Genomic DNA, 20,767 nt, shown 5'->3' on the forward strand with positions numbered 1-20,767 from the left:
ATGGCGCAACCAAATAACCTTCAGGTTTTACAAAAACCAACATCCTATCTAAGACTATCCATTTTACTACTTCTCGCTCTCTATATCTGTAAAGTTACTTTTCAGGAAATATTACCCTACTTAACGCTGAATAAAGAAAGTTATGGCAGGTTTTGGGATTATAAATGGCCTTTGTTTTTCCATATTTCAAGTGGAATTACAGCCATGTTAATCGGTCCGTTTCAATTCTGGAAGAAATTCAGAAGCAGATATATCAAGGCGCATAGACTGCTTGGTCGCATCTATCTCATCGCTATCTTAATCGGTACAATAAGTGCAACTTATTTAGCATGGACCAGTGGATACAAGATAAGTTTTTCATGGGCGTTTGGTCTGCAATGTTTAGCACTTGCCTGGATTATTACAGCATCTATGGCTTATGTTTCAGTGATGAGAAGACGTATAACTCAACATAAGGAATGGATGACAAGAAGCTATGTGGTAACTCTTGGATTCTTCTTTTTTCGCATATTAAATAATTCTGTTTTTGTAAAATCATTGATGCCGGAATTTAAAGAAAGAGGCGTAACGATTATTTGGTTTTGCTGGGCAATACCGTTATTGATCACAGAAATTGTAATAAACTGGAAAAAGAAATAACAAATAAAATGCAATTGTTGTCTTACGAAAAACAAGCAGGATTAGTACCAGAAAATAATTGAACTGTGCGTTTTAAGAATTAGATTTAAATAGTCGATTCTATCCCAAATCCATCTCCCCTTGAGAAAAGTGTGTACGCTTTCCTTTTAACTCCCTATTCGTCTGCTAATGATTTTACATTGGTAAACCATTTTTAAATAAACCATGAACATGAGAAAAATATTCCTGTCTATTATCTGTTTTCAATTTGTATGTATTGTCTCAACTGCACAAAAAACAAAACCCGGTAAAGGCATTGCCGGTATATGGCAGTTGGTTGAGTTTGCTGATTTGGATTCGGTCAGCAATACTTGGGTGCATCGCTACGGAAAAAATCCAAGAGGTTATTTTATTTACTCGCCCGGTGGTATATTAAGTATAAATGTTTCCAGCGATACACCTCTGAAAATAACAGAAGAAGGATCTAAAAATTACACGATCAATTTTCATGAATTTTTTAGCAGTCATGCTTTCGGATACTTTGGTACCTATACTTACGAACCGGCTAAGGGGCAGGTGATCCACCATGTAAAAGGAGGAACGCTTCCTTTCTATACCGATACAGAACAGCCCAGGCAAATTCAACTGAAAGGCGATACAGCAATCATAGGTGATAACATAAGAACCAGAAGGGTGCTTGTGCGGGTGGAATAACGAATATTAACCAACTAAAATCAAACAGTATGCAACGCAGAACATTCATCAAAAATTCATCACTCACAGTGATCAGCATCAGTACATTCGGAGGTTTAAACTGGAATGGAACAAATTATGAAGGCGACACGCCGACGACTACTGATATTCTTGGTCCTTTTTACAGACCCGGAGCGCCATTGCGAAACAATCTCAGACTTGCCAATTCAAATGGTACACCCATCGTATTAAAAGGGATCATTTTTAAAGAAGATGGAAAAACGCCCATCAACAATGCATTTGTTGAAATCTGGCATTGTGATGAGCATGAAGTGTATGATAATGCCTCTGACGACTATAACTATCGAGGCGCACAAAAAACAAAAGCAGATGGAACCTATGCGTTCAAATCTATTTTACCTGTTCCGTATAAAGCCAACCCAACTGATGAAGCATCGTGGAGGCCGGCTCATATTCACATGCGTGTATCGGTACCCGATCAACAGGACCTGATCACCCAACTTTATTTTAAAGGGGGTAAGTATGTTGAAACCGACAACTGGGCTTCTGCTCCGCAGGCAGTCAACAGAATACTTGCTGTAACAAAGAATACATCAGGAGAAAGTGAAATTGTATTTAATGTGATCATGCGCAAAGAGATTCCACTTGATAAAAAAGTGTATGATAAGATTACAGGATTATACAATATGAATGACGATAGCAAAATTGAGTTCATTCAGAACGATGACCTCTTGTTTATGAAACGCAATGGTCAATTAATTTCAGGATTAACGTACAAAGGGAACAATAGCTTTGAGGGAGGAATTGGGTTTCCAAAAGTTCGTTTTGAGTTGTTGACAAATGGTGGCTCAAAAACATTTGTTACAACTCAAACCAAAACTTATACGGGTGAAAAATTTTTAAAGTATAGTTAGTGAAAAACTAAGATGATTAAAATAAACAGTGAAGCAGCCTTGCCATATCATCGTTATTGCCAGCAGGCGTTAACAGATCGGTTGGTGCACTTGCATTCTTCCAAACTTCTCTCTACCTTATGCAATTCGTTTGAGCAATACTAAGAAAGCCCAACAGCCAAAACCAACCAGCATGTCCACAGCCTTTACACCCGTTCGTACAAGTGAACGTATCCATATTATGGATGCCCTCCGTGGCATCGCCATTCTGGGCATTTTTATTGCCAACCTTGGCGCAGGTTTTTCGTTTTACGATTCTTCGATTAATAATGTTGGCCCCTACTTTCATAAGCTTGATCATACATTTCGTTTTTGGGAACATGTACTCATCGAAGGAAAATTTTATTCCATCTTCAGCTTACTGTTTGGTTGGGGTATGGCCTTGCAACTGAAACGGAGTGAAATAAATGGATTAACGCCTGTAAAATTTATGCGCAGGCGGTTGGGTTTTATGTTTCTGCTTGGTCTTGCACATTTACTGCTCTTGTGGACAGGTGATATTGTTTGCTTTTACTCCTTGATTGGTTTCGTGTTTTTATGGATGCGTAAGTGGAACGATCGGAAACTATTTATCACCGCCATTGTTTTGTTATGCTTACCTGTTCTTATTTACTTCCTGCGCATGAAATGGAATGTGTTGCTGGCACCCGCAGGTTTGTTGTATGGAACAGGCACAACAATTGATTCGGCTTTAACCGGTTCAAAATCATTTGATGAGTTTTTGATCAATCTGAAAACAGAAAATTATTTTTTCCAGTTAAAAAGTCTAGTTGCCGGTGTGTTTTACCGCTTTGGCGATCTAATTTTTCAAAGCCGCCCTTTAAAAGTGTTGGGTATGTTTATTCTTGGTTATTTGCTGGGACGTAATGATCGTTACAAAACCATTCTTGCAAATAAACAATTGCTCTGGATGATCGCCGGCGGTGGTTTGCTCATTGGCTTACCTGCAAACTATCAGCTATCAAAACTGATGGAAACAGGGTTATACTATCAATTGAAAATAGAAGGCGTTTATCAAAGTGTTGCTTATGCATTAGGCGTTGCGCCATTAGCATTGGCTTATGTTGCATTGTTCTTCTTATTTGCGCAAACTGCAGTTGGTAAAAAAGTTGTAAGCATACTTCAGCCTGTTGGTAAAATGGCATTTACAAATTACATCAGCCATTCAGTGATCGGCACCATTGTTTTTTACGGCGCAGGCTTTGGCCTTGCACGTGAGGTTGGCCCTGTTTACTATACTGCTTTTGCATTACTGGTGTTTATCAGCCAGATCATCTTAAGTACTATCTGGTTAAAGTATTTCAATTACGGACCCATTGAATGGTTATGGCGAAGTGCAACATATAAAAAGTGGCAGCAGTTTAGAAAGAAATCCACAGCGAATTGAGTCAGGAATCTTACAAACAGAATCGTCTTATATAGATGGCTGAAGAAATAATGATAAACGAAAGTAATGAACAACAGTTGAACAATCCTTCAACTGAACCTATTGTTCCTGCTGCTGAAACATCAGAGATCATAAATCCTACATCAGAAATAAAAGACATGGAAGTACATCATCATGCACATGCAGCTCATGGAAAGAAAAGCTGGAAAACCTATTTCTGGGAATTTCTCATGTTGTTCCTCGCCGTGTTTTGTGGTTTTTTAGCAGAGTACCAGTTAGAGCATAAAATTGAACGGGACAGAGAAAAGGAATATGCAAAGGCTTTATATGATGAATTTTATGCTGATTCAATTGTATTTGCCAATAAAATATCCGGACGGCTGGGGAAAGAAAAAGACTGTGATTATCTGGTGAGTTATATCAGAGACAGTTCATTAACAAATTTGCCCAGAGACTTTTACCCTGCCTACACTGTTGTTATGTACCTGATCACAAGCTATACGTTTGAGCCGAAGGATGGTATTCTGAATCAGCTCAAAGGTTCAGGTTCTCTCAGGTATTTTAAAAGTGCATCACTACAAAAGTTGTTTGGAGAAATTGCTGTTTACATCAATAATGTTCGTGACAGGAACGACCAGGAATACCAATTCTTCGCAAGCCCCATCAAGCAATTCAGTTTAAAACATTACGACTTTAACTGGATGAATGAATTAAGAAAGACGGATGAAACAGGATATAACATGGCACTGATTGCCCGGTACCGTACAGGTAATACCAATATTAAAGCCGATATATTAAATCTCGCCTCTTTTGACAGAAGTGAAGCAATTAATATGATCCTGTTTTATAAACAAATGCTTGTATCAACCCGAACTCTGGCGATGAAAGATTACATGACAGCCAATCAAAAGCTATTGCAGGAGCTGCGTAAAGAATATCATCTTGAATAATGAACGTATGAATAAACAACGCATCATCAGATTCATAGTTTATATGTTCATTGCTTTTGCATGTGCCTTTTTGTATCGATACCTGAAAAAGTAAAAGCTTTAGTTTTTATAGCAACCAAAACAAATTCATTATAGCTCAACATTCATTATGCAACCAGCCCTCAATCTTAAACAAAAAAGAATAGAATCCATCGATCTTCTTCGTGGATTGGTCATGATCATTATGGCACTTGATCATGTCCGGGATTATTTCCATGCCGGTGCTTTTATGTACGATCCACTCGACCTTGAAAAAACAACTCCCCTTTTATTTTTTACAAGATGGATCACGCATTTCTGTGCCCCTGTTTTTATTTTCCTCGCAGGCACTTCTGCATTCCTGACCGGTCAAAAAAAATCAAAAAAAGAGTTGTCTCTTTTTCTTTTAAAACGTGGTGCCTGGTTAATACTGCTTGAATTAACGCTCATCAATTTTCTCTGGAATTTCGACCTGGCTTTTAATAATATTTATTTCATTGTTATCTGGACACTGGGCATCAGCATGATTTTTCTTGCTGCGTTCATTCATTTGCCAAATAAATTAATCCTGCTCATAGGGGTTGTATTAGTTGCAGGTCATAACCTGCTTGACCAGGTTCATGTGCCCGGTAACACATTCAAAGCATTTGGATGGTCTTTGTTGCACGATCAAATGTTTTTTACCTGGCAGGGCAAAAATATTCTTGTTGGCTACCCGGTTCTTCCATGGATCGGGGTCATGGCTCTCGGTTATTGCTTTGGCAGGCTATTCACCACTGCATACAATCAACAGCAACGAAAAAAAATACTGCTGTTGATCGGCGGCTCTGCTGTAGCATTATTTATCATCATTCGGTTCATAAATGTATATGGCGATCCGGTGCCGTGGAGTCAGCAACCATCTCCGCTATACACATTCCTTTCATTCATCAAAGCAAATAAATACCCGCCATCGTTGCTGTATATATTAATGACGCTTGGACCATCGATCCTGTTTCTTGCATTTACAGAAAATATACGCAATAGCATTTCAAGGTTTATTTCCATTTACGGAAGGGTGCCAATGTTCTATTATCTACTGCATATTTTCCTGGTTCACCTCCTGGCCATGCTGGCCGCAGGTTTATTTACCCAACACAGCTGGAACGTATGGATATTAGAACAACCACTTTGGTTTGCAGAAGATTTAAAGGGTTATGGATTTTCGTTAAGTGTTGTGTACCTGGTTTGGTTTATTGTTGTGGTTGCACTTTATCCCCTATGCAAATGGTATGACCGATATAAAATCAATCATAAAGAAAAACGATGGCTGAGTTATTTATAAAATGCTGATTATAATCAAATAAACAACATGCAAACCGCAATAAACGTTAGCCAAAAACGCATTGAGTCGATCGACTTGCTTCGTGGCCTGGTCATGATCATTATGGCGTTGGATCATACACGTGATTTTTTTCACAGAGAAGCATTTACCGGCGATCCGCTAAATCCTGAAACAACTACGGCTGCACTTTATTTCACACGCTGGATCACACATTTCTGTGCGCCCACATTTGTTTTTCTTTCAGGCGTTTCTGCCTGGCTGCAGAGCAAACGAAAAACAACAAAAGAGCTGAGTTGGTTCCTGATCACACGTGGTCTTTGGCTGGTACTCATAGAAATAACTGTAATGACGTTTGGTGTATTAGGCGATATCTACTTCAGTACGGTTGTTCTCGCAACAATATGGTCCATTGGTATAAGTATGGTACTGCTGGGGCTTCTGATCTGGTTGCCCTTCCGGGCAATGCTGATCATTGGACTATTAATTGTTTTTGGTCATAACCTCCTCGATTTTGCGGAAGCAGAACGCAACGGTGCTGTGCCTGTATGGTGGAGTTTTTTGCATCGTCCCGCTTTTCTTCAATTGGGCAGCAATTTTACATTAGGCATCATGTATCCTTTTCTTCCGTGGACAGGACTGATGATACTTGGTTATTGCTTTGGTAAACTTTTCAGCAACACCGAAACAGAACGCAGAAATAAATTATTACTGTGGATGGGTGTTGCTGCCTTGGTATTATTTGTCATACTCCGTTCAATGAATGTGTATGGTGATTCACAACCCTGGACTACGCAAAAGACAGGGCTGCAAACATTCTTTTCATTTATGAACGTGCAAAAATATCCGCCATCTTTACTCTTTATGTGTGCAACAATTGGTGGTGCATTTATCTTCTTATCATTTGTAAAAAACACAAGCGGACGTTTTGCAAAATTCGCCATTGTGTTTGGCAGGGTTCCGCTGTTTTATTATATCGTACATTTTTATGTGCTCCATCTCATTTCAATTATTCTGTTCCTGGCAAGAGGACATAGTGTAGCAGAAGGGATGAAGGTGCCTATTCCGTTTAAGTTCATTATACCGGGCGAAGGTTATAGTTTATGGATCGTATATATTGTTTGGCTTTCGGTTGTAATTGCCTTGTATCCTTTATGTAAATGGTACGATCGCTATAAAACCAATCACAAAGAAAAGAAATGGCTGAGTTATTTATAACGACAGCTTTCAACATTACCCAAATCTGCTGCAATGGAACTCATTAACAAACTACTCGCTATCAATCCCAATTATATCCTAATTGGATTAATGGTGCTGTTTTATTCGCTTGAACAATTGCTCGGCAATCAGTTCACATTTACCAAAAGACCGCAACACCTGTTTCAAAACAGTCTATTTTATGCGGTGTTTTTTCTTCTGGGTATTCTCTGGTCCTGGGTTTCTGTTTCCAGTATTGAATGGCTGAACAATCACCAAGTCGGACTTTTTTATGTTGTTCAATTGCCACTTTGGTTAAAATTGTTTCTCGGCGTTGCGATGTTTGACCTGGTGAGTTACTGGTTCCACCGCTTGTCGCATGTAGTGCCATTCCTGTGGCGTTTTCATCGAGTGCACCACAGCGATACAACCATGGATGCTTCCACTAATTTTCGTGGTCATCCGTTAGAGAGTTTTCTTTGGTTTGGCAGCAGCAGTATTCTTGCTGCAGGCATTTTTGGTCTCGACCTTCTTACGCTTGGTTTGTATTTATTTATTACGATGATTTTCTTTGTACTGCAACACTCCAATCTTCGTTTTCCCAAATGGATCGATAAAAGTATTGGTTTAGTTATAACAACACCTAATATCCACAAAGTACACCACGAACAAGATCAGCATTATACCGATTCAAACTTCTCCGACATTTTTATTGTATGGGACCGCCTCTTTGGTACATATAAACACAAACCTGTTGAGCACATCAAACTGGGTTTGAAAGAGTTTGATGAAGACAAAAAACAAACCTTCTGGTATTTAATGAAAAGTCCGTTCATCAATGTAAAACGGATCGGTTCTGATGAACTGAAAAGTAAGTAAAAACAGTACCGTATAATTCATAAAAATTGTAAATAAATTTAAATGAAGAAAAAACTATTCCTCCTTTTACTTGCTTTGTATGCATTTACTATTCATGCACAGCAAACTTATTTTCCTGATGCTGACTGGCAAACAAAGAAACCAGAGGAACTGAAGATGAATAAAGTTTGGCTCGATAGTGCTGTGAGCTTTGCCATGAAAAATGAAAACAAAGTTGAACGTGACTTGCGTATTGCCAATATGAAATCGTATTCACGTGAACCCGGTTATAAAATGATTGGGCCCATGAAAGAAAGAGGCGGACCGGCAGGACTTGTGATCAAGAATGGTTACATCGTTGCACAGTGGGGCGATGTGAGTCGTGTTGATATGACTTTTAGTGTAACAAAAAGTTATCTCTCCACTGTTGCAGGTTTAGCAGTTGATAATGGATTGATCAAAAACGTACATGATAAAGTGGGTCAATATGTGTGGGGCGAATTATTTGAAGGACCCCACAATTCAAAAGTTACCTGGGATCATTTGCTCACACAGTCGAGTGACTGGAGCGGTAGTTTGTTTGGGTTAGAGGATTGGGCCGATCGTCCACCAAGAGAAGGAACGATTGATGATTGGAAAAACCGCAAGCTGCTTGAACCGGGAACGAATTACGAATACAACGATGTGCGTGTAAATCTTCTTGCTTATTCTTTATTACAGGTTTGGCGCAAACCATTACCTGTTGTGTTCAAAGAAAAGATCATGGATCCCATTGGCGCATCCACTACATGGCGTTGGTTTGGCTATGAAAATTCGTTTGTAACAATGGATGGATTAACAGTTCAATCAGTTAGTGGTGGTGGTCATCATGGTGGCGGCATCTTCATCAACACACTTGATCATGCACGGTTTGGTTTGTTGTTTTTGCGAAACGGCAAATGGAAAAACCAGCAACTGCTTTCAGAAAAATGGATCAACGCTGCTATTCAACCATCAACAGCTAATAAAAATTACGGTTACCTGTGGTGGATCAATACTGAACAGGGATGGAAAGGCATTTCAGCCATAGTATATTACGCAGCAGGTTATGGCGGTAACTATATCATTGTTGATAAAGAACATGACCTGGTTGTTGTTACACGATGGATGGACGACAGTAAAATAGCAGAGATGCTTAGTCTCGTTATTAAATCAATTGAAGAAAAATAATTGCAGCATTAAACTCAAGTCACACTTAACCCAAACACATGAACCCTGTTGTTCAAAAAGAAAATCTAAAACGTGAAATCGGCGTACGGTCACTCACCTTAGCGATTGTAAACATCACAGCAGGTTCTGGCATTTTTGTTATTCCCGCCATTATTGCTGAAGACCTCGGCGCCGCTGCTATTCTTGGCTATCTTGTTTGCGGCGCACTTATTTTTTTAATTGCTCTTTGCTTTGCCGAACTGGGTTCTAAAACTTCTACCAGTGGAGGCGTTTACAGTTATATCGAAACGGCATTTGGTCCTTATGCCGGATTTTTAGCCAATAATATTTTTTGGATTGGCGGCTGCATTGTTGCAGATGCAGCTATTGCCAATGCATTAGTAGATACGTTGAAATATTTTTTTCCTGTATTAGGTACAAACGTTTACCGGGCTGTTTTTCTATGCCTTGTTTTCAGCATTATTGCATTGATCAATATCCGAAGTGTAAAGAACGGTGTGCGGTTAATTGAGTTTGCCACACTGGGAAAATTAATTCCAATGATCGGGTTGGTGATTGTGGGAGCAGGATTTATCTCGTCAGAAAACTTAGCATGGACGATCGATCCAAACTTCAGCAATATTGGTAACGCATCATTACTGTTGTTTTTTGCTTTTATAGGATTAGAAGGTCCGTTAAGCAATGGAGGCGAAATAAAAGATCCAAAACGCACCGTACCACTTGGAATATTTTTCGGTGTTACTGGCGTATTGATTTTATACATCTCCATTCAATTAGTAACACAAGGCGTACTCGGTTCAACAGTTACAGCTCATAAAGATGCTCCGCTTGCAGCAGTTGCTGATATTGCGTTTGGAAAATGGGGAGCCGCCATCATTATTGCAGCGAGTGCTCTTTCGATGCTGGGCGCATTGGGTGGAGAAATACTTTCCATTCCACGTATCCTGTTTGCAGGTGCAAGAGATGGCTTGATGCCAAAGCCATTGGCGAAAGTGCATCCACGTTTTTTAACACCGTATGTCGCTATAGCGTTTTATGCTTCGTTGGGTTTGATACTTGCCATCTCAGGCGGCTTTAAACAATTGGCTACGATTTCCAGTGCCGCTGTATTGATCATTTACCTTGGCGTTGTACTGTCTTCAGTAAAGCTCAGGAGAAAAGATACCATAACAACCGAAAAAACATTTCGTGTACCCGGTGGAATCATTGTTCCACTATTAGCTTCTGCCGGTATTATCTGGTTGCTATCGAATTTAACCAGGCCTGAGCTTATTGGCATTGGCCTGTTTATGATCGTATTCTCATTCGCATACGTCATTATGAAACAGGTAAAAAAGAAAAATCAAACGGGTAAAGAGACAAGTGATTTGAAAGACGAGTGAATACATTTTATGAAAGCAAAGACAAAACAATTCCGCATGATACAAAAACTAAATCTCCTGCTTGTTTTATTACTTCTTTCAGTAATTACATCTGCTCAAAATAGTGCCAAAGAAGAAGATGCCGTACATCAAACCATTGTAAAACTGTTTGATGCTTTATCTAAACGTGACTCTGTAAGCCTGAAAGAAGTGAGTACCGCAGATATTACATTGTACGAATATGGCGGGGTGTGGACCATCGACACGCTGATTCTGAAAGCGATTAAACTGAACACAGCAAAAGAGTTTGCACGTACAAACACATTTGACTTTATTCATACAACTGTAGACAACAAGATGGCATTGGTTAATTATCGTCTGCAATCAATAATAACGAGAGATGGAAAAGAGGCAACATTAGAATGGCTGGAAACAGTAGTTCTGATAAAAGTAAAGAACCAATGGAAAGTAAAACATCTTCATTCAACGCTCCTTAAAAGAAGTTAACATCAACAGCCCGTTTATCATACAATTTCTCAACGAACATTTATGCGAATAATCATTTCCTTTTTTGTAATTGCTTTCATGCTGACGGGTCCTGCATTTTCACAACTTAAATTCAGCGATGAAACAAAAAAATATATTGAGTACAACGACTCCATAACCGTTTTCAAAAACTGCTTGCTGATTGATGGGAAAGGTAATGCAGCCAACCCTCATCAAACAGTTATCATCAGCAAAGGAAAAATTGATTGGGTGGGTGACGATGATAAAGCCATCATTCCAAAAGGCGCCAACGTTATTGATCTGAATGGTAAAACAATTATGCCGGGTTTGGTGATGATGCATGAGCATATGTACATATCAGCAGCAGCAGTCGAAGCCCGTTATATTAATTTAAAACAATTGCCCTTTAGTTTTCCCAGGCTTTACCTCGCAGCAGGTGCTACCACTATCAGAACATGTGGCAGCATTGAACCATATTCGGATTTGCGTATAAAAAAAGATATTGATCTTGGTTTATTTCCCGGCCCAACAATGGAATTGACTGCTCCTTATATTGAAGGAAAGTCACCACGCTTTCCGCAAATGAAAGACAATAAATCAGCAGCGGAAGCAGCAGCTTTTGTAAACTATTGGGCAGATCAGGGATTTACTTCGTTTAAAGCATACATGGGCGTAGACAAAACAACATTAAAAGCAGCCATTGATGCAGCACATAAAAGAAAGTTGAAAATTACCGGGCATCTGGATGTTGTTACCTATAAAGAAGCGGCTTCATTGGGTATGGATCATCTGGAGCATGGATTTATGGCCAGTACAGATTTTGCTGTTGGTAAAAAAGAAAATGAACCGCCAGCTCCCGGTGCAGCTATCTTGTCGTTGAGTAATCTTGATATCAAAAGTGACAGCGTAAAACAATTCATTCAGTTTTTGATTGATAAAAAAGTAAACATCACTTCATCATTAGCTGTATTTGAAGGATCTACTACCACACAGCCGCTACCCAATCAGGAATCACTCTTTGCAATGTCGCCTGACACAAGAGATTATTACTTACAACGATTGGCAACCATCAAATCGGCGAAAGGTCTAACTCCATACGATAAAGCATTTGCCACTACTGCCAAAATGGAAAAACTGTTTTACGAAATGGGTGGCTTACTTACTGTTGGTACTGATCCAACCGGTAATGGCGGAATCCTTGCAGGTTATGGTAATTGGCGAGCCATCGAATTATTAGTTGAGGTTGACGGTTTCACTCCGCTTGAAGCAATTAAGATTGCTACGCAAAATGGCAGCATTGCTTTAGAATTAAATCAAACCATTGGAACCATTGAACCCGGTAAGTCTGCTGATCTCTTAATTATTAATGGAGACCCTTCTAAAGACATTCATGATCTGCGGAAAATTCTTTATGTATTCAGAAACGGCATCGGCTATAACTCAAAAAAATTATTCGAATCTGTAAAAGGGAAAGTAGGATTTAATTAAAAAGAAAAACTGTTTCATATGAAAAAGTATATCGTGTTTGCTGTATTCATGCTGTGCAACTTAATTGGCGCTGCACAGAAACCAAGAGCAAGAGATATTGCAATTCCTTTTGATGGTAAGCCGGGAAAGTTCAACTCTATTACCGATGTTAAAGGAGTTGAAGTTGGTTACAGCACCATCATTTCAGGCACAGGTAAAAACATAAGAGGTAAAGGGCCAGTGCGTACCGGTGTTACAGCTATCTTACCAAGAGGTATGAATAATAATCCTGTTTATGCAAATTGGTATTCACTAAATGGTAATGGTGAAATGACGGGAACTACCTGGGTAACAGAATCAGGTTTTTTAGAAGGCCCTGTTATGATTACCAACACAAACAGTGTGGGCACAGTGAGAGATGCCGTATTGAAATGGTATGTAAAGAAAGGATGGTACAAAGAAGATTTTTGGTACACTTATCCCGTTGTTGCAGAAACCTATGATGGCTTCTTAAATGACATTTATGGTTTTCATGTAAAAGAAACTAATGCGTACGAAGCATTAGATAATGCAAAGAGTGGATTGATTAAAGAAGGCAATGTAGGTGGCGGCACAGGTATGAGGTGTTTAGGATTTAAAGGTGGCAGCGGTACTTCATCAAGAGTTGTAAAAATAAAAGACTCCACTTATACATTGGGTGTGTTTGTACAGGCAAACTTTGGAAGAAAAAGAAATCTCCTGATTGCCGGCGTGCCTGTTGGAAAAGAATTGATTGACACTTTAAACAATGAACTAAATGCACCCCCATCTTACAGACAGGAAGGTGATGGTTCTATTATTGTTGTAGTAGCAACTGATGCCCCATTGCTTCCGCATCAGTTAAAAAGAGTTGTTCAAAGAGTGTCGCTGGGTATTGGAGCAGTGGGTGGACAAGGCACAAATGGCTCCGGCGATATTTTCATTGCTTTCTCAACCGCTAATGCAAACGCTTTTCAAAGAGCAGATTTTACAAACGTTGATGTATTGCCGAATGATTTAATAGATCCCTTGTTTGAAGCAACCATCCAGGCAACAGAAGAGGCCATCATCAATGCAATGGTAGCTGCTGAAACCATGGAAGGGATCAACGGCAATAAATCATATGCTCTGCCACATCAATTGGTGATTGAAATTTTAAAAAAATATAAGCGGATCAAATGATAAAAGAGCAATCCAAACTCTACGGACTTGACCACCTTAGAGCATTAGCTATTTTACTGGTACTAGGATTCCATTACCAGCTTGGATATTTTGGGTTTCCTGAATGGACCACACAGTTCAATCAATTTGGCTGGACAGGCGTTGACCTGTTTTTTGTGCTAAGTGGGTTTTTAATTTCGTCGCAGCTTTTTGCACAAATCAAAAAGGGCAAATCTATTTCGTTGAAAGAATTCTTTCTGAAACGCTTTTTCAGAATTATCCCCATTTACTTTGTAGTAGTTGCCATTTATTTTTGCGTTCCATTTTTTCGGGAAAAAGAAGCGCTGCCTCCACTGTGGAAGTTTTTAACCTTTACTCAAAACTTTGGGTTAGATGCAGTAAACTTCGGTACATTTTCACATGCATGGTCTTTGTGTGTAGAAGAGCATTTTTATTTATTCCTTCCGTTGATCTTAATTCTTCTTCAAACCGTACAACTTTTTAAAAAAGGTTATTGGGTTTTGATAATACTGTTTGCTGCCGGGTTTGCAGCAAGATTGTATAGCTGGCATCAAGAGTATCTTCCAACAGTTGCCGGCGAAAGTTCGTTGGCATCGTGGATAAGATTCGTTTACTACCCAACCTACAATCGGCTCGATGGACTATTGGTTGGCGTTTCCATTGCAGCCATTTATCAATACCTGCCAAACACGTGGAATAAAATCTCAGCCTATGGAAATCAGATACTGCTGGTGGGTCTTGTTCTATTAACCATTGCTTATTTCTTTTGCTCCGACCTTTCAACCTATACAACTTCAATTGTTGGTTTCCCTTTCATTTCAATAGGCTATGGATTTCTTGTAACGGGAGCCATTTGTCCAACAAGCATTTTGTATAAATGGAATTCAAAAGTCACCACACTTATTGCTACACTTTCTTATGGTATATACCTTTCTCACAAAGGAGTGATCCATATGGCACAGGAAATCTTTTCTGATTGGGGAATAGACAAAAACGGGAATGTGATGTTTTTAATCTGTATTGCATTTTGTTTTCTGGTTCCATGGCTTTTGCACCTCGCCATTGAAAAGCCTTTTATGAAGTTGAGAGATGTGGTGTTGAAGAATGGAAAAACAGTGAGCAATGTTTTTCCGGGGCAGGCGGTGTATGGGAAGTTTAAAAAGTAAAATAATCAAAGTGAAAAAAACAATTCATCAAATAATTGCAACCTGCTTTTTTATTGGAATAAGTGCAGGTGTAGGATATGCACAAAAAACATTGCCTCCGGGCTTCCCATCAGATTGTCCTGCGTTTTCGCACACATCAAAAAAGGAAATCAGCAATTCACCTGCCCGTATAGTATCGGATTCATTACTGAATAATGCAGCAGCATTACTAAATGAGCTCAATAAGCAAAATGTTTTAGAGGCTATTGCTATCCTCGAAAAAGCAGTAGCAATAGATACTACCAATGCCGGGGCTTATTATAAATTGAGTGATGCCTATGGTTCAGCACCCAGGTATGCAGGAATGCTTAAAAAAATGGGAGATGAAAAAAGTTTATTGTATTTTCTGAAAGCCTTTTCTCTAAATCCTAATGCCTTTGAAGGGCGTAGAGGAATGGCTAATTTTAAATTAAAGTTTCAAACCGATTATGCTTGTGCCGAAAAACTCCTCTTACGAATTTTAGAATCGCAGCCAAAAAATGCAAGGATACGATTTGAGTACGCCATTTTGGTAGCTGCTAAAGGCAAGTTTAATGAGGCGTACCAAATCAGAGAAAAAGCTCTTACCGATGCCGACAGTCTCACAAGACTATTCATCATGAACAACTCTTCCCGTATTCGATTTATGGCACATGATTACAATTGGGTCATTAAACATTGCGATAGCCTCATCACAAGTCAATATCCAAAAACAAATTCGTTGGCTCATTTTTACAAAGGGCTTGCATTGGCAGAACAAGGGAAATTTGAGCAGGCATTGGCAGAGCAAAAACTTGGTACGCCATCGCTTAAAGGCGATGCAGGTGGCGTTGCTAACTTTGCCCGTGCCTACATTCTGGCAGGCGAACTATCAAACGGCAAACTGGCTTTACAAGAAGTGCTTGACAGGTATGCAAGAGGTGAGGGTGTGGTGAAATATCAAATAGCCGCAGTTTATGAAGCTCTGGGCGATTTCGACAACACGTTTATTTGGTTAAACAGATATGCGGATGACGGTGGTGGTATTCATGACTGGTTGCAATGGCTTAACCATGACCCCCGCTGGAAACGCATTAGAAATGATGCAAGATTTAAGGAGCTTAAATTAAGGGCGGGGTTGTAATAGGCTCCCCAACATTACTCCTATTGTTTAGTTTAAGAAAATCAATTTTAAAATGAAAATCAAACCATCAACCTTTCTGCTTATTGCACTGATAAATCTTTTTTCTTTTCAGTTGTTGGCGCAAAAGAAAAACCAATTAGAGTCATTACTGGAACAGTACTCAAAAGAATACTATGCACTAAATCCATTGCAGGCTACAGAAGCAGGCATCAACGATTATAACAACCAACTTGAAATTACGATCAGCGAAGACTATATTAAAAAAGCAAAAGCACTCAATCAAAAATATCTCAGTCAATTAGCTGTTATTAACAAAGCAGGCTTAACAGCTTCGCAGTTATTAAGTATTGATGTGCTTACTTACAAATTGAAATCAGAAAACGAACGGCTAAATAATTCGTTAGGGTTTTACAGACCTGTTGATCAATTCGTATTTAGTTTTTCAACAAAGTTTGCAACGTTAGGTTCAGGAGCAGGCTTTGTTCCTTTTAATACCGAGAAAGATTACAGGAATTTTATCAGCCGTATGAAAGGTTTTCAAACCTGGGTTGATCAGGCCATCGCAAATATGAAAAAGGGTGTTGAGCAAAACAATACCAATCCAAGGGCTTCGATGGAAAAAGTGCCGGCACAATTAAAACCACTATTTCAAGGTGCGCTGGAGATGAATGTTTTTTATAAACCTTTACTAAAACTACCAACCAACTTAGATAGTGCTGCAGCCATTCAACTAAAAAAAGACTACTCGTCAGCCATTGAAACGATCATTCAACCTGCATATAAAAAACTGCATGATTATATTGTTACCGAGTACATTCCAAAAGCAAGAAAAACATCGGGCTTATTAGATAATTACAATGGAAAGAAAGAATATGAATTGTGGTTAAAGTATTACACCACCACCAACATCAGCGCCGAACAAATTTTCAATTTAGGACTCAGTGAAGTTGCACGTATTCGCAAAGAAATGGAAACGGTAAAAACACAAGTGGGCTTTAAAGGCGACTTAAAGTCCTTTTTTGAATATGTAAAAACCGACCCTAAATTTTTCCCCTTTAAAACCGAAGAAGAAGTACTGGATAGGTTCAGGAGTTTTTTGGATAAAATGTCGCCACAGCTAAACAACCTTTTTAATTTAACACCCAAGGCAAAATTTGAAGTAAGAGCTACTGAAAAGTTTCGGGCCGCCGGTGCAAATGCACAATACATGGCAGCATCAAGAGATGGAAAGAGACCGGGTATTTTTTATGAAGTGATTCTTGACCCGGCTACATACAATTATTTTTCGATGGAAGATTTATTTATACATGAAGCTATTCCCGGTCATCACTACCAGGTAGCTATTCAACAGGAAGCCGATATTCCGGAATTTAGAAAAGCTTATTTCACAAGTGCTTTTGGTGAAGGCTGGGCATTGTATGCAGAAAGTTTAGGTAAGGAGTTAGGCTTGTTTACAGACCCTTATCAATATTTGGGTAGACTAAATGGTGAAATAGAACGGGCTGTTCGATTGGTTGTAGATGCAGGTATCCATTACAAAGGATGGAGCCGTGAAAAAGCCATTGCTTATGTGTTGGAGAATCAACCCGTATCAGCTGTTGAAGCGGAGCAACGGATAGAACGGTATATGGTTACAGCAGGGCAAGCAGTAAGTTATAAAATAGGTGAGTTAAAAATTATTGAGCTGCGTGAAAGAGCAAAGAAAAAATTGGGTAACAGGTTCGACATTAAAGAATTCCATGGTGAAGTGTTGAAAGATGGCTGTTTACCGCTGATTATTTTGGAAGCAAAAATCAATCGGTGGATAGAAAGTAAAGCAGCTAAAAAATAATAAGATCATGCTCAATCGAATTTTCAAAATGAAAAGACGGCAAACAATAATCATGTTTATCGCATTGATAAATGTGTTTTCTTTCCAGCTATGCGTTCCATTCGATTTGACAGCACAGGATCATACAGTGGATTTTTCATCTGCATTGACAGTTGTAAATTCTTTAGACAGCACACAAAGAGCAAAAGCGGTTTTTCCTTTTGATGATATGTCCCGATACGATTGGCACTATCTTCCTCCCAGTTTAATTCCAAGAAAAGGTGTTTGTTTAAAAGATCTGGATAGCATACAAAAGAGTCATGTTTATGCCTTACTGAAAAACTTTTTAAGTGATAAAGGGTTTTTAAGAACACAGAACATCATGAATAATGAGTATTATTTGAAAGAGTTAGAACCGAACATGATACATCGGATACCTGAAAATCATTTCATCGCATTTTATGGTGAGCCGGCAAAGGACAGCGTTTGGGGATGGAAATTCAGCGGGCATCATATTGCGCTGAATTTTACAATCGTAAATAATCAATTAGCATTAACGCCCATCTTTTTTGGCGTATATCCTGCAGAAATTAAAGAAGGAAAAAATAAAGGAAGGCGCATCATAAAAGATGAAGAAGATATCGGCTTTGAATTAATAAACATGCTTACTAATGAGCAAAAGGCAAAAGCAATTTTTCAATCAAAAGCATTTAGCGACATCGTAACTACAAACGCTATTCAGGTTGGCCCGCTTGCACCAGTGGGGATAGTAGCCAACGACCTGACAACTCAACAAAAAACGATTTTAAATAAATTAATTGTTAGTCATCTTTCTTCAATGCCAACCAAAATTGCAGAGATGAGAATGAAGCGAATTGTATCAGAAGATTTTAATCAAATAAGATTTGGTTGGGCAGGAGGCTTACTAAAGGGAGTTCCACATTATTACAGAATACAAGGGAAAACTTTTTTAATTGAGTTTGATAATACAACGCACAATGCCAATCATATTCATATCGTTTGGCGTGATTTCAATGGTGACTTTGGGGTTGATCTTTTAAATGAGCATTACAAAAAAAGTAAGCATCATCATGAATAGCTGCCCCGGCTTGGGGAAGACACGAACCAAGGCAGAGAAAGCAAATTGAAAAATAAATAAACGTAAAACCAAAGCAATATGAATAAAGTAAATCATCACCTGCATTCAAGAAGAAACTTCATCGGAATGTTTGCTGCTGCTGTTCCTTTATTATCATTCGGTAAAATAGAACCTGAAATTATTTTATACAACGGAACTATTTTCACCGTTAACCCCAAAGAACCAACAGCACAGGCATTGGCAATTGCCGACGGAAGATTAATAGCTGTTGGCAGTAATGCCGACATTTTAAGAATGGCAACCGCCAAAACAAAGAAGATTGATATGGGCTATAAAACAATACTGCCCGGCTTTATTGATGCACACTCACATCCTGCTTATTCCGGCATCAAACATTTAAAAATGGTGGATTGTGATTTGCGTTCCATCGCAGCGATTAAAGAAGCCATCCGGCAACGGGCAGCTGTTACGCCAAAAGGCAAATGGGTAGAAGGATTTAAATATGATGACACAAAAACCACTGAAGGCCGTAAAATAAACATCGCTGATTTAGATGCTGCTGCTCCTGATCATCCGGTGAGAATAACACATCGTGGCGGTCATACTTATTATTGCAATTCACTTGCTTTTAAAATAGCAAACGTTGATGAAGCTATTCCAAATCCGCAGGGCGGAGAATTTGAAAAAACAAGCGATGGAAAATTAACCGGCTGTGTAAAAGAAACAGCAGCTGATGTTTTTGATAAAATCATCCCCGATATATCTAACCGTTCTGAAAAACAGGAAGGAGTGAAACTCATTTCAAAGATGATGGCGAAAACCGGTATTACATCTGTTACTGATGCAGGGGGAAATCCGGAATCTTTACAGGCTTATGAAGATGCATATGAAGCAGGAGAACTAGATGTACGCATCTACTGTATGATTCGTCACAATCATATCGATAAAATGATCGCTGCCGGTGTAAGAACAGGTATGGGAAATGATTGGGTAAAGATCGGCGGTATGAAGATGGCTTGTGATGGTTCTATTTCTGAGCGTACAGCAAGGTTGTCGCAACCTTATGCCGGCCGTCCCGATGATTATGGAATCATTATGATGGATGATGAACAAATGTATCCGGATGCAAAAAAAGCATATGATGCCGGCTGGCAAATCGGTATTCATGCAAACGGCGATGTAGGTATTGCTACTACACTCAAATTATATGAACGTCTCCACAAAGAAAATCCGAAGAAAGATCCACGGTTCAGAATTGAACATTGCACCATGATCAATGAGAACCTTGTTCAACGGATGAAATCGTTAGGTGTAATACCTACTCCTTTCTCTACTTATGTTTATTATCATGGAGAAAAAATGAAAGCATACGGAGAGGAACGTTTGAAAAATATGTTTGCGTTACGAAGTTTTTTGGATGCTGGTCTTCGTCCCACACAGACATCCGATTATCCACCCGGACCATTTGAACCAATGATGGCTTTGCAATCAAGTGTTACAAGAACTGATATGAAAGGAACTGTTTGGGGAGCCAATCAAAAAGTAACAGTTGAAGAAGCTATTAAAATTGGAACCATCAATGGAGCCTATGCTTCTTATGAAGAAAAGAGTAAAGGTTCTTTGGAGGCCGGTAAACTTGCAGATCTTGTAGTACTTGGCCGCAATCCATTTAAAGAAGATCCATCAACCTTAATTACAATTCCCATTGAACGGACGATGACGGGAGGTAAATGGGTGTATGAAAGCTGAAAATAAAAATAAACAGCATCACTCAATTTTCAGATACATCAT

General features: G+C 39.0%; 18 protein-coding genes. All 18 read left to right on the plus strand.

Going from position 1 to position 20,767, the window contains the following annotated elements; all coding sequences use genetic code 11:
- The 18 genes from H4075_RS21110 to H4075_RS21195 all read left to right on the plus strand — a co-directional run bounded on the left by H4075_RS21110 (position 1) and on the right by H4075_RS21195 (position 20,725).
- A complete protein-coding gene (locus H4075_RS21110) occupies positions 1–639 on the plus strand; it encodes a DUF2306 domain-containing protein (RefSeq protein ID WP_182802802.1) in 639 nt (212 codons plus the stop codon).
- Positions 640–849: 210 nt separating this feature from the next.
- Positions 850–1,332: a lipocalin-like domain-containing protein gene (locus tag H4075_RS21115; protein WP_182802804.1), complete on the plus strand. Its 483-nt coding sequence runs from the start codon at positions 850–852 to the stop codon at positions 1,330–1,332.
- Positions 1,333–1,361: 29 nt separating this feature from the next.
- Positions 1,362–2,246: a dioxygenase family protein gene (locus tag H4075_RS21120; protein WP_182802806.1), complete on the plus strand. Its 885-nt coding sequence runs from the start codon at positions 1,362–1,364 to the stop codon at positions 2,244–2,246.
- Positions 2,247–2,418: 172 nt separating this feature from the next.
- Positions 2,419–3,672, plus strand: coding sequence for a DUF418 domain-containing protein (locus H4075_RS21125; protein ID WP_182802808.1), 1,254 nt, complete (start codon positions 2,419–2,421; stop codon positions 3,670–3,672).
- A gap of 35 nt (positions 3,673–3,707) precedes the next feature.
- Positions 3,708–4,622: a hypothetical protein gene (locus H4075_RS21130; RefSeq protein WP_182802810.1), complete on the plus strand. Its 915-nt coding sequence runs from the start codon at positions 3,708–3,710 to the stop codon at positions 4,620–4,622.
- A 148-nt stretch (positions 4,623–4,770) separates the two neighbouring features.
- A complete protein-coding gene (locus tag H4075_RS21135) occupies positions 4,771–5,964 on the plus strand; it encodes a DUF1624 domain-containing protein (RefSeq protein WP_182802811.1) in 1,194 nt (397 codons plus the stop codon).
- Between the two features lie 27 nt (positions 5,965–5,991).
- The gene (locus H4075_RS21140; protein ID WP_182802813.1) at positions 5,992–7,179 is read left to right on the plus strand and encodes a DUF1624 domain-containing protein; all 1,188 of its coding nucleotides are present in this window, start codon (positions 5,992–5,994) and stop codon (positions 7,177–7,179) included.
- Between the two features lie 33 nt (positions 7,180–7,212).
- Entirely contained in the window at positions 7,213–8,037 is an 825-nt protein-coding gene (locus tag H4075_RS21145) for a sterol desaturase family protein (protein WP_182802814.1), read from the plus strand.
- Between the two features lie 42 nt (positions 8,038–8,079).
- Positions 8,080–9,225 carry a serine hydrolase domain-containing protein gene (locus tag H4075_RS21150; RefSeq protein WP_182802816.1) on the plus strand — a complete coding sequence of 382 codons (1,146 nt, stop codon included), beginning with the start codon at positions 8,080–8,082 and terminating at the stop codon, positions 9,223–9,225.
- Positions 9,226–9,263: 38 nt separating this feature from the next.
- Entirely contained in the window at positions 9,264–10,607 is a 1,344-nt protein-coding gene (locus tag H4075_RS21155) for an APC family permease (RefSeq protein WP_182802818.1), read from the plus strand.
- A gap of 36 nt (positions 10,608–10,643) precedes the next feature.
- Positions 10,644–11,093 (plus strand): nuclear transport factor 2 family protein, encoded by a 450-nt coding sequence (locus H4075_RS21160; RefSeq protein ID WP_182802820.1) that lies wholly within the window; start codon positions 10,644–10,646, stop codon positions 11,091–11,093.
- A gap of 42 nt (positions 11,094–11,135) precedes the next feature.
- A complete protein-coding gene (locus H4075_RS21165) occupies positions 11,136–12,581 on the plus strand; it encodes an amidohydrolase family protein (RefSeq protein ID WP_182802822.1) in 1,446 nt (481 codons plus the stop codon).
- 18 nt (positions 12,582–12,599) lie between these two features.
- A complete protein-coding gene (locus H4075_RS21170; protein ID WP_182802823.1) occupies positions 12,600–13,760 on the plus strand; it encodes a DmpA family aminopeptidase in 1,161 nt (386 codons plus the stop codon).
- Positions 13,757–14,926, plus strand: coding sequence for an acyltransferase family protein (locus tag H4075_RS21175; RefSeq protein ID WP_182802825.1), 1,170 nt, complete (start codon positions 13,757–13,759; stop codon positions 14,924–14,926). The genes H4075_RS21170 and H4075_RS21175 overlap by 4 nt, the downstream gene beginning before the upstream one ends.
- Before the next feature lie 10 nt (positions 14,927–14,936).
- Positions 14,937–16,067, plus strand: a complete 1,131-nt coding sequence (locus H4075_RS21180; protein WP_182802827.1) for a tetratricopeptide repeat protein — start codon at positions 14,937–14,939, stop codon at positions 16,065–16,067.
- A 52-nt stretch (positions 16,068–16,119) separates the two neighbouring features.
- The gene (locus H4075_RS21185; protein ID WP_182802829.1) at positions 16,120–17,898 is read left to right on the plus strand and encodes a DUF885 domain-containing protein; all 1,779 of its coding nucleotides are present in this window, start codon (positions 16,120–16,122) and stop codon (positions 17,896–17,898) included.
- Positions 17,899–17,950: 52 nt separating this feature from the next.
- Positions 17,951–18,976 carry a DUF3500 domain-containing protein gene (locus tag H4075_RS21190; protein ID WP_182802831.1) on the plus strand — a complete coding sequence of 342 codons (1,026 nt, stop codon included), beginning with the start codon at positions 17,951–17,953 and terminating at the stop codon, positions 18,974–18,976.
- Between the two features lie 78 nt (positions 18,977–19,054).
- Entirely contained in the window at positions 19,055–20,725 is a 1,671-nt protein-coding gene (locus tag H4075_RS21195) for an amidohydrolase (protein WP_182802833.1), read from the plus strand.
- Positions 20,726–20,767: the final 42 nt, after the last annotated feature.

Origin of the sequence: Lacibacter sediminis, assembly GCF_014168535.1 — a bacterium.
In the GTDB taxonomy this organism is placed as follows: domain Bacteria; phylum Bacteroidota; class Bacteroidia; order Chitinophagales; family Chitinophagaceae; genus Lacibacter; species Lacibacter sediminis.

Bases quoted from the DNA above. Each gene is read 5' to 3' on its own strand.
- H4075_RS21190 (WP_182802831.1), top strand. From the start codon at position 17,951: ATGTTTATCGCATTGATAAATGTGTTTTCTTTCCAGCTATGCGTTCCA.
- H4075_RS21125 (WP_182802808.1), top strand. From the start codon at position 2,419: ATGTCCACAGCCTTTACACCCGTTCGTACAAGTGAACGTATCCATATT.
- H4075_RS21160 (WP_182802820.1), top strand. From the start codon at position 10,644: ATGATACAAAAACTAAATCTCCTGCTTGTTTTATTACTTCTTTCAGTA.
- H4075_RS21115 (WP_182802804.1), top strand. From the start codon at position 850: ATGAGAAAAATATTCCTGTCTATTATCTGTTTTCAATTTGTATGTATT.
- H4075_RS21185 (WP_182802829.1), top strand. From the start codon at position 16,120: ATGAAAATCAAACCATCAACCTTTCTGCTTATTGCACTGATAAATCTT.
- H4075_RS21175 (WP_182802825.1), top strand. From the start codon at position 13,757: ATGATAAAAGAGCAATCCAAACTCTACGGACTTGACCACCTTAGAGCA.
- H4075_RS21155 (WP_182802818.1), top strand. From the start codon at position 9,264: ATGAACCCTGTTGTTCAAAAAGAAAATCTAAAACGTGAAATCGGCGTA.
- H4075_RS21170 (WP_182802823.1), top strand. From the start codon at position 12,600: ATGAAAAAGTATATCGTGTTTGCTGTATTCATGCTGTGCAACTTAATT.
- H4075_RS21110 (WP_182802802.1), top strand. From the start codon at position 1: ATGGCGCAACCAAATAACCTTCAGGTTTTACAAAAACCAACATCCTAT.
- H4075_RS21150 (WP_182802816.1), top strand. From the start codon at position 8,080: ATGAAGAAAAAACTATTCCTCCTTTTACTTGCTTTGTATGCATTTACT.
- H4075_RS21120 (WP_182802806.1), top strand. From the start codon at position 1,362: ATGCAACGCAGAACATTCATCAAAAATTCATCACTCACAGTGATCAGC.
- H4075_RS21165 (WP_182802822.1), top strand. From the start codon at position 11,136: ATGCGAATAATCATTTCCTTTTTTGTAATTGCTTTCATGCTGACGGGT.
- H4075_RS21195 (WP_182802833.1), top strand. From the start codon at position 19,055: ATGAATAAAGTAAATCATCACCTGCATTCAAGAAGAAACTTCATCGGA.
- H4075_RS21135 (WP_182802811.1), top strand. From the start codon at position 4,771: ATGCAACCAGCCCTCAATCTTAAACAAAAAAGAATAGAATCCATCGAT.
- H4075_RS21130 (WP_182802810.1), top strand. From the start codon at position 3,708: ATGGCTGAAGAAATAATGATAAACGAAAGTAATGAACAACAGTTGAAC.
- H4075_RS21145 (WP_182802814.1), top strand. From the start codon at position 7,213: ATGGAACTCATTAACAAACTACTCGCTATCAATCCCAATTATATCCTA.
- H4075_RS21140 (WP_182802813.1), top strand. From the start codon at position 5,992: ATGCAAACCGCAATAAACGTTAGCCAAAAACGCATTGAGTCGATCGAC.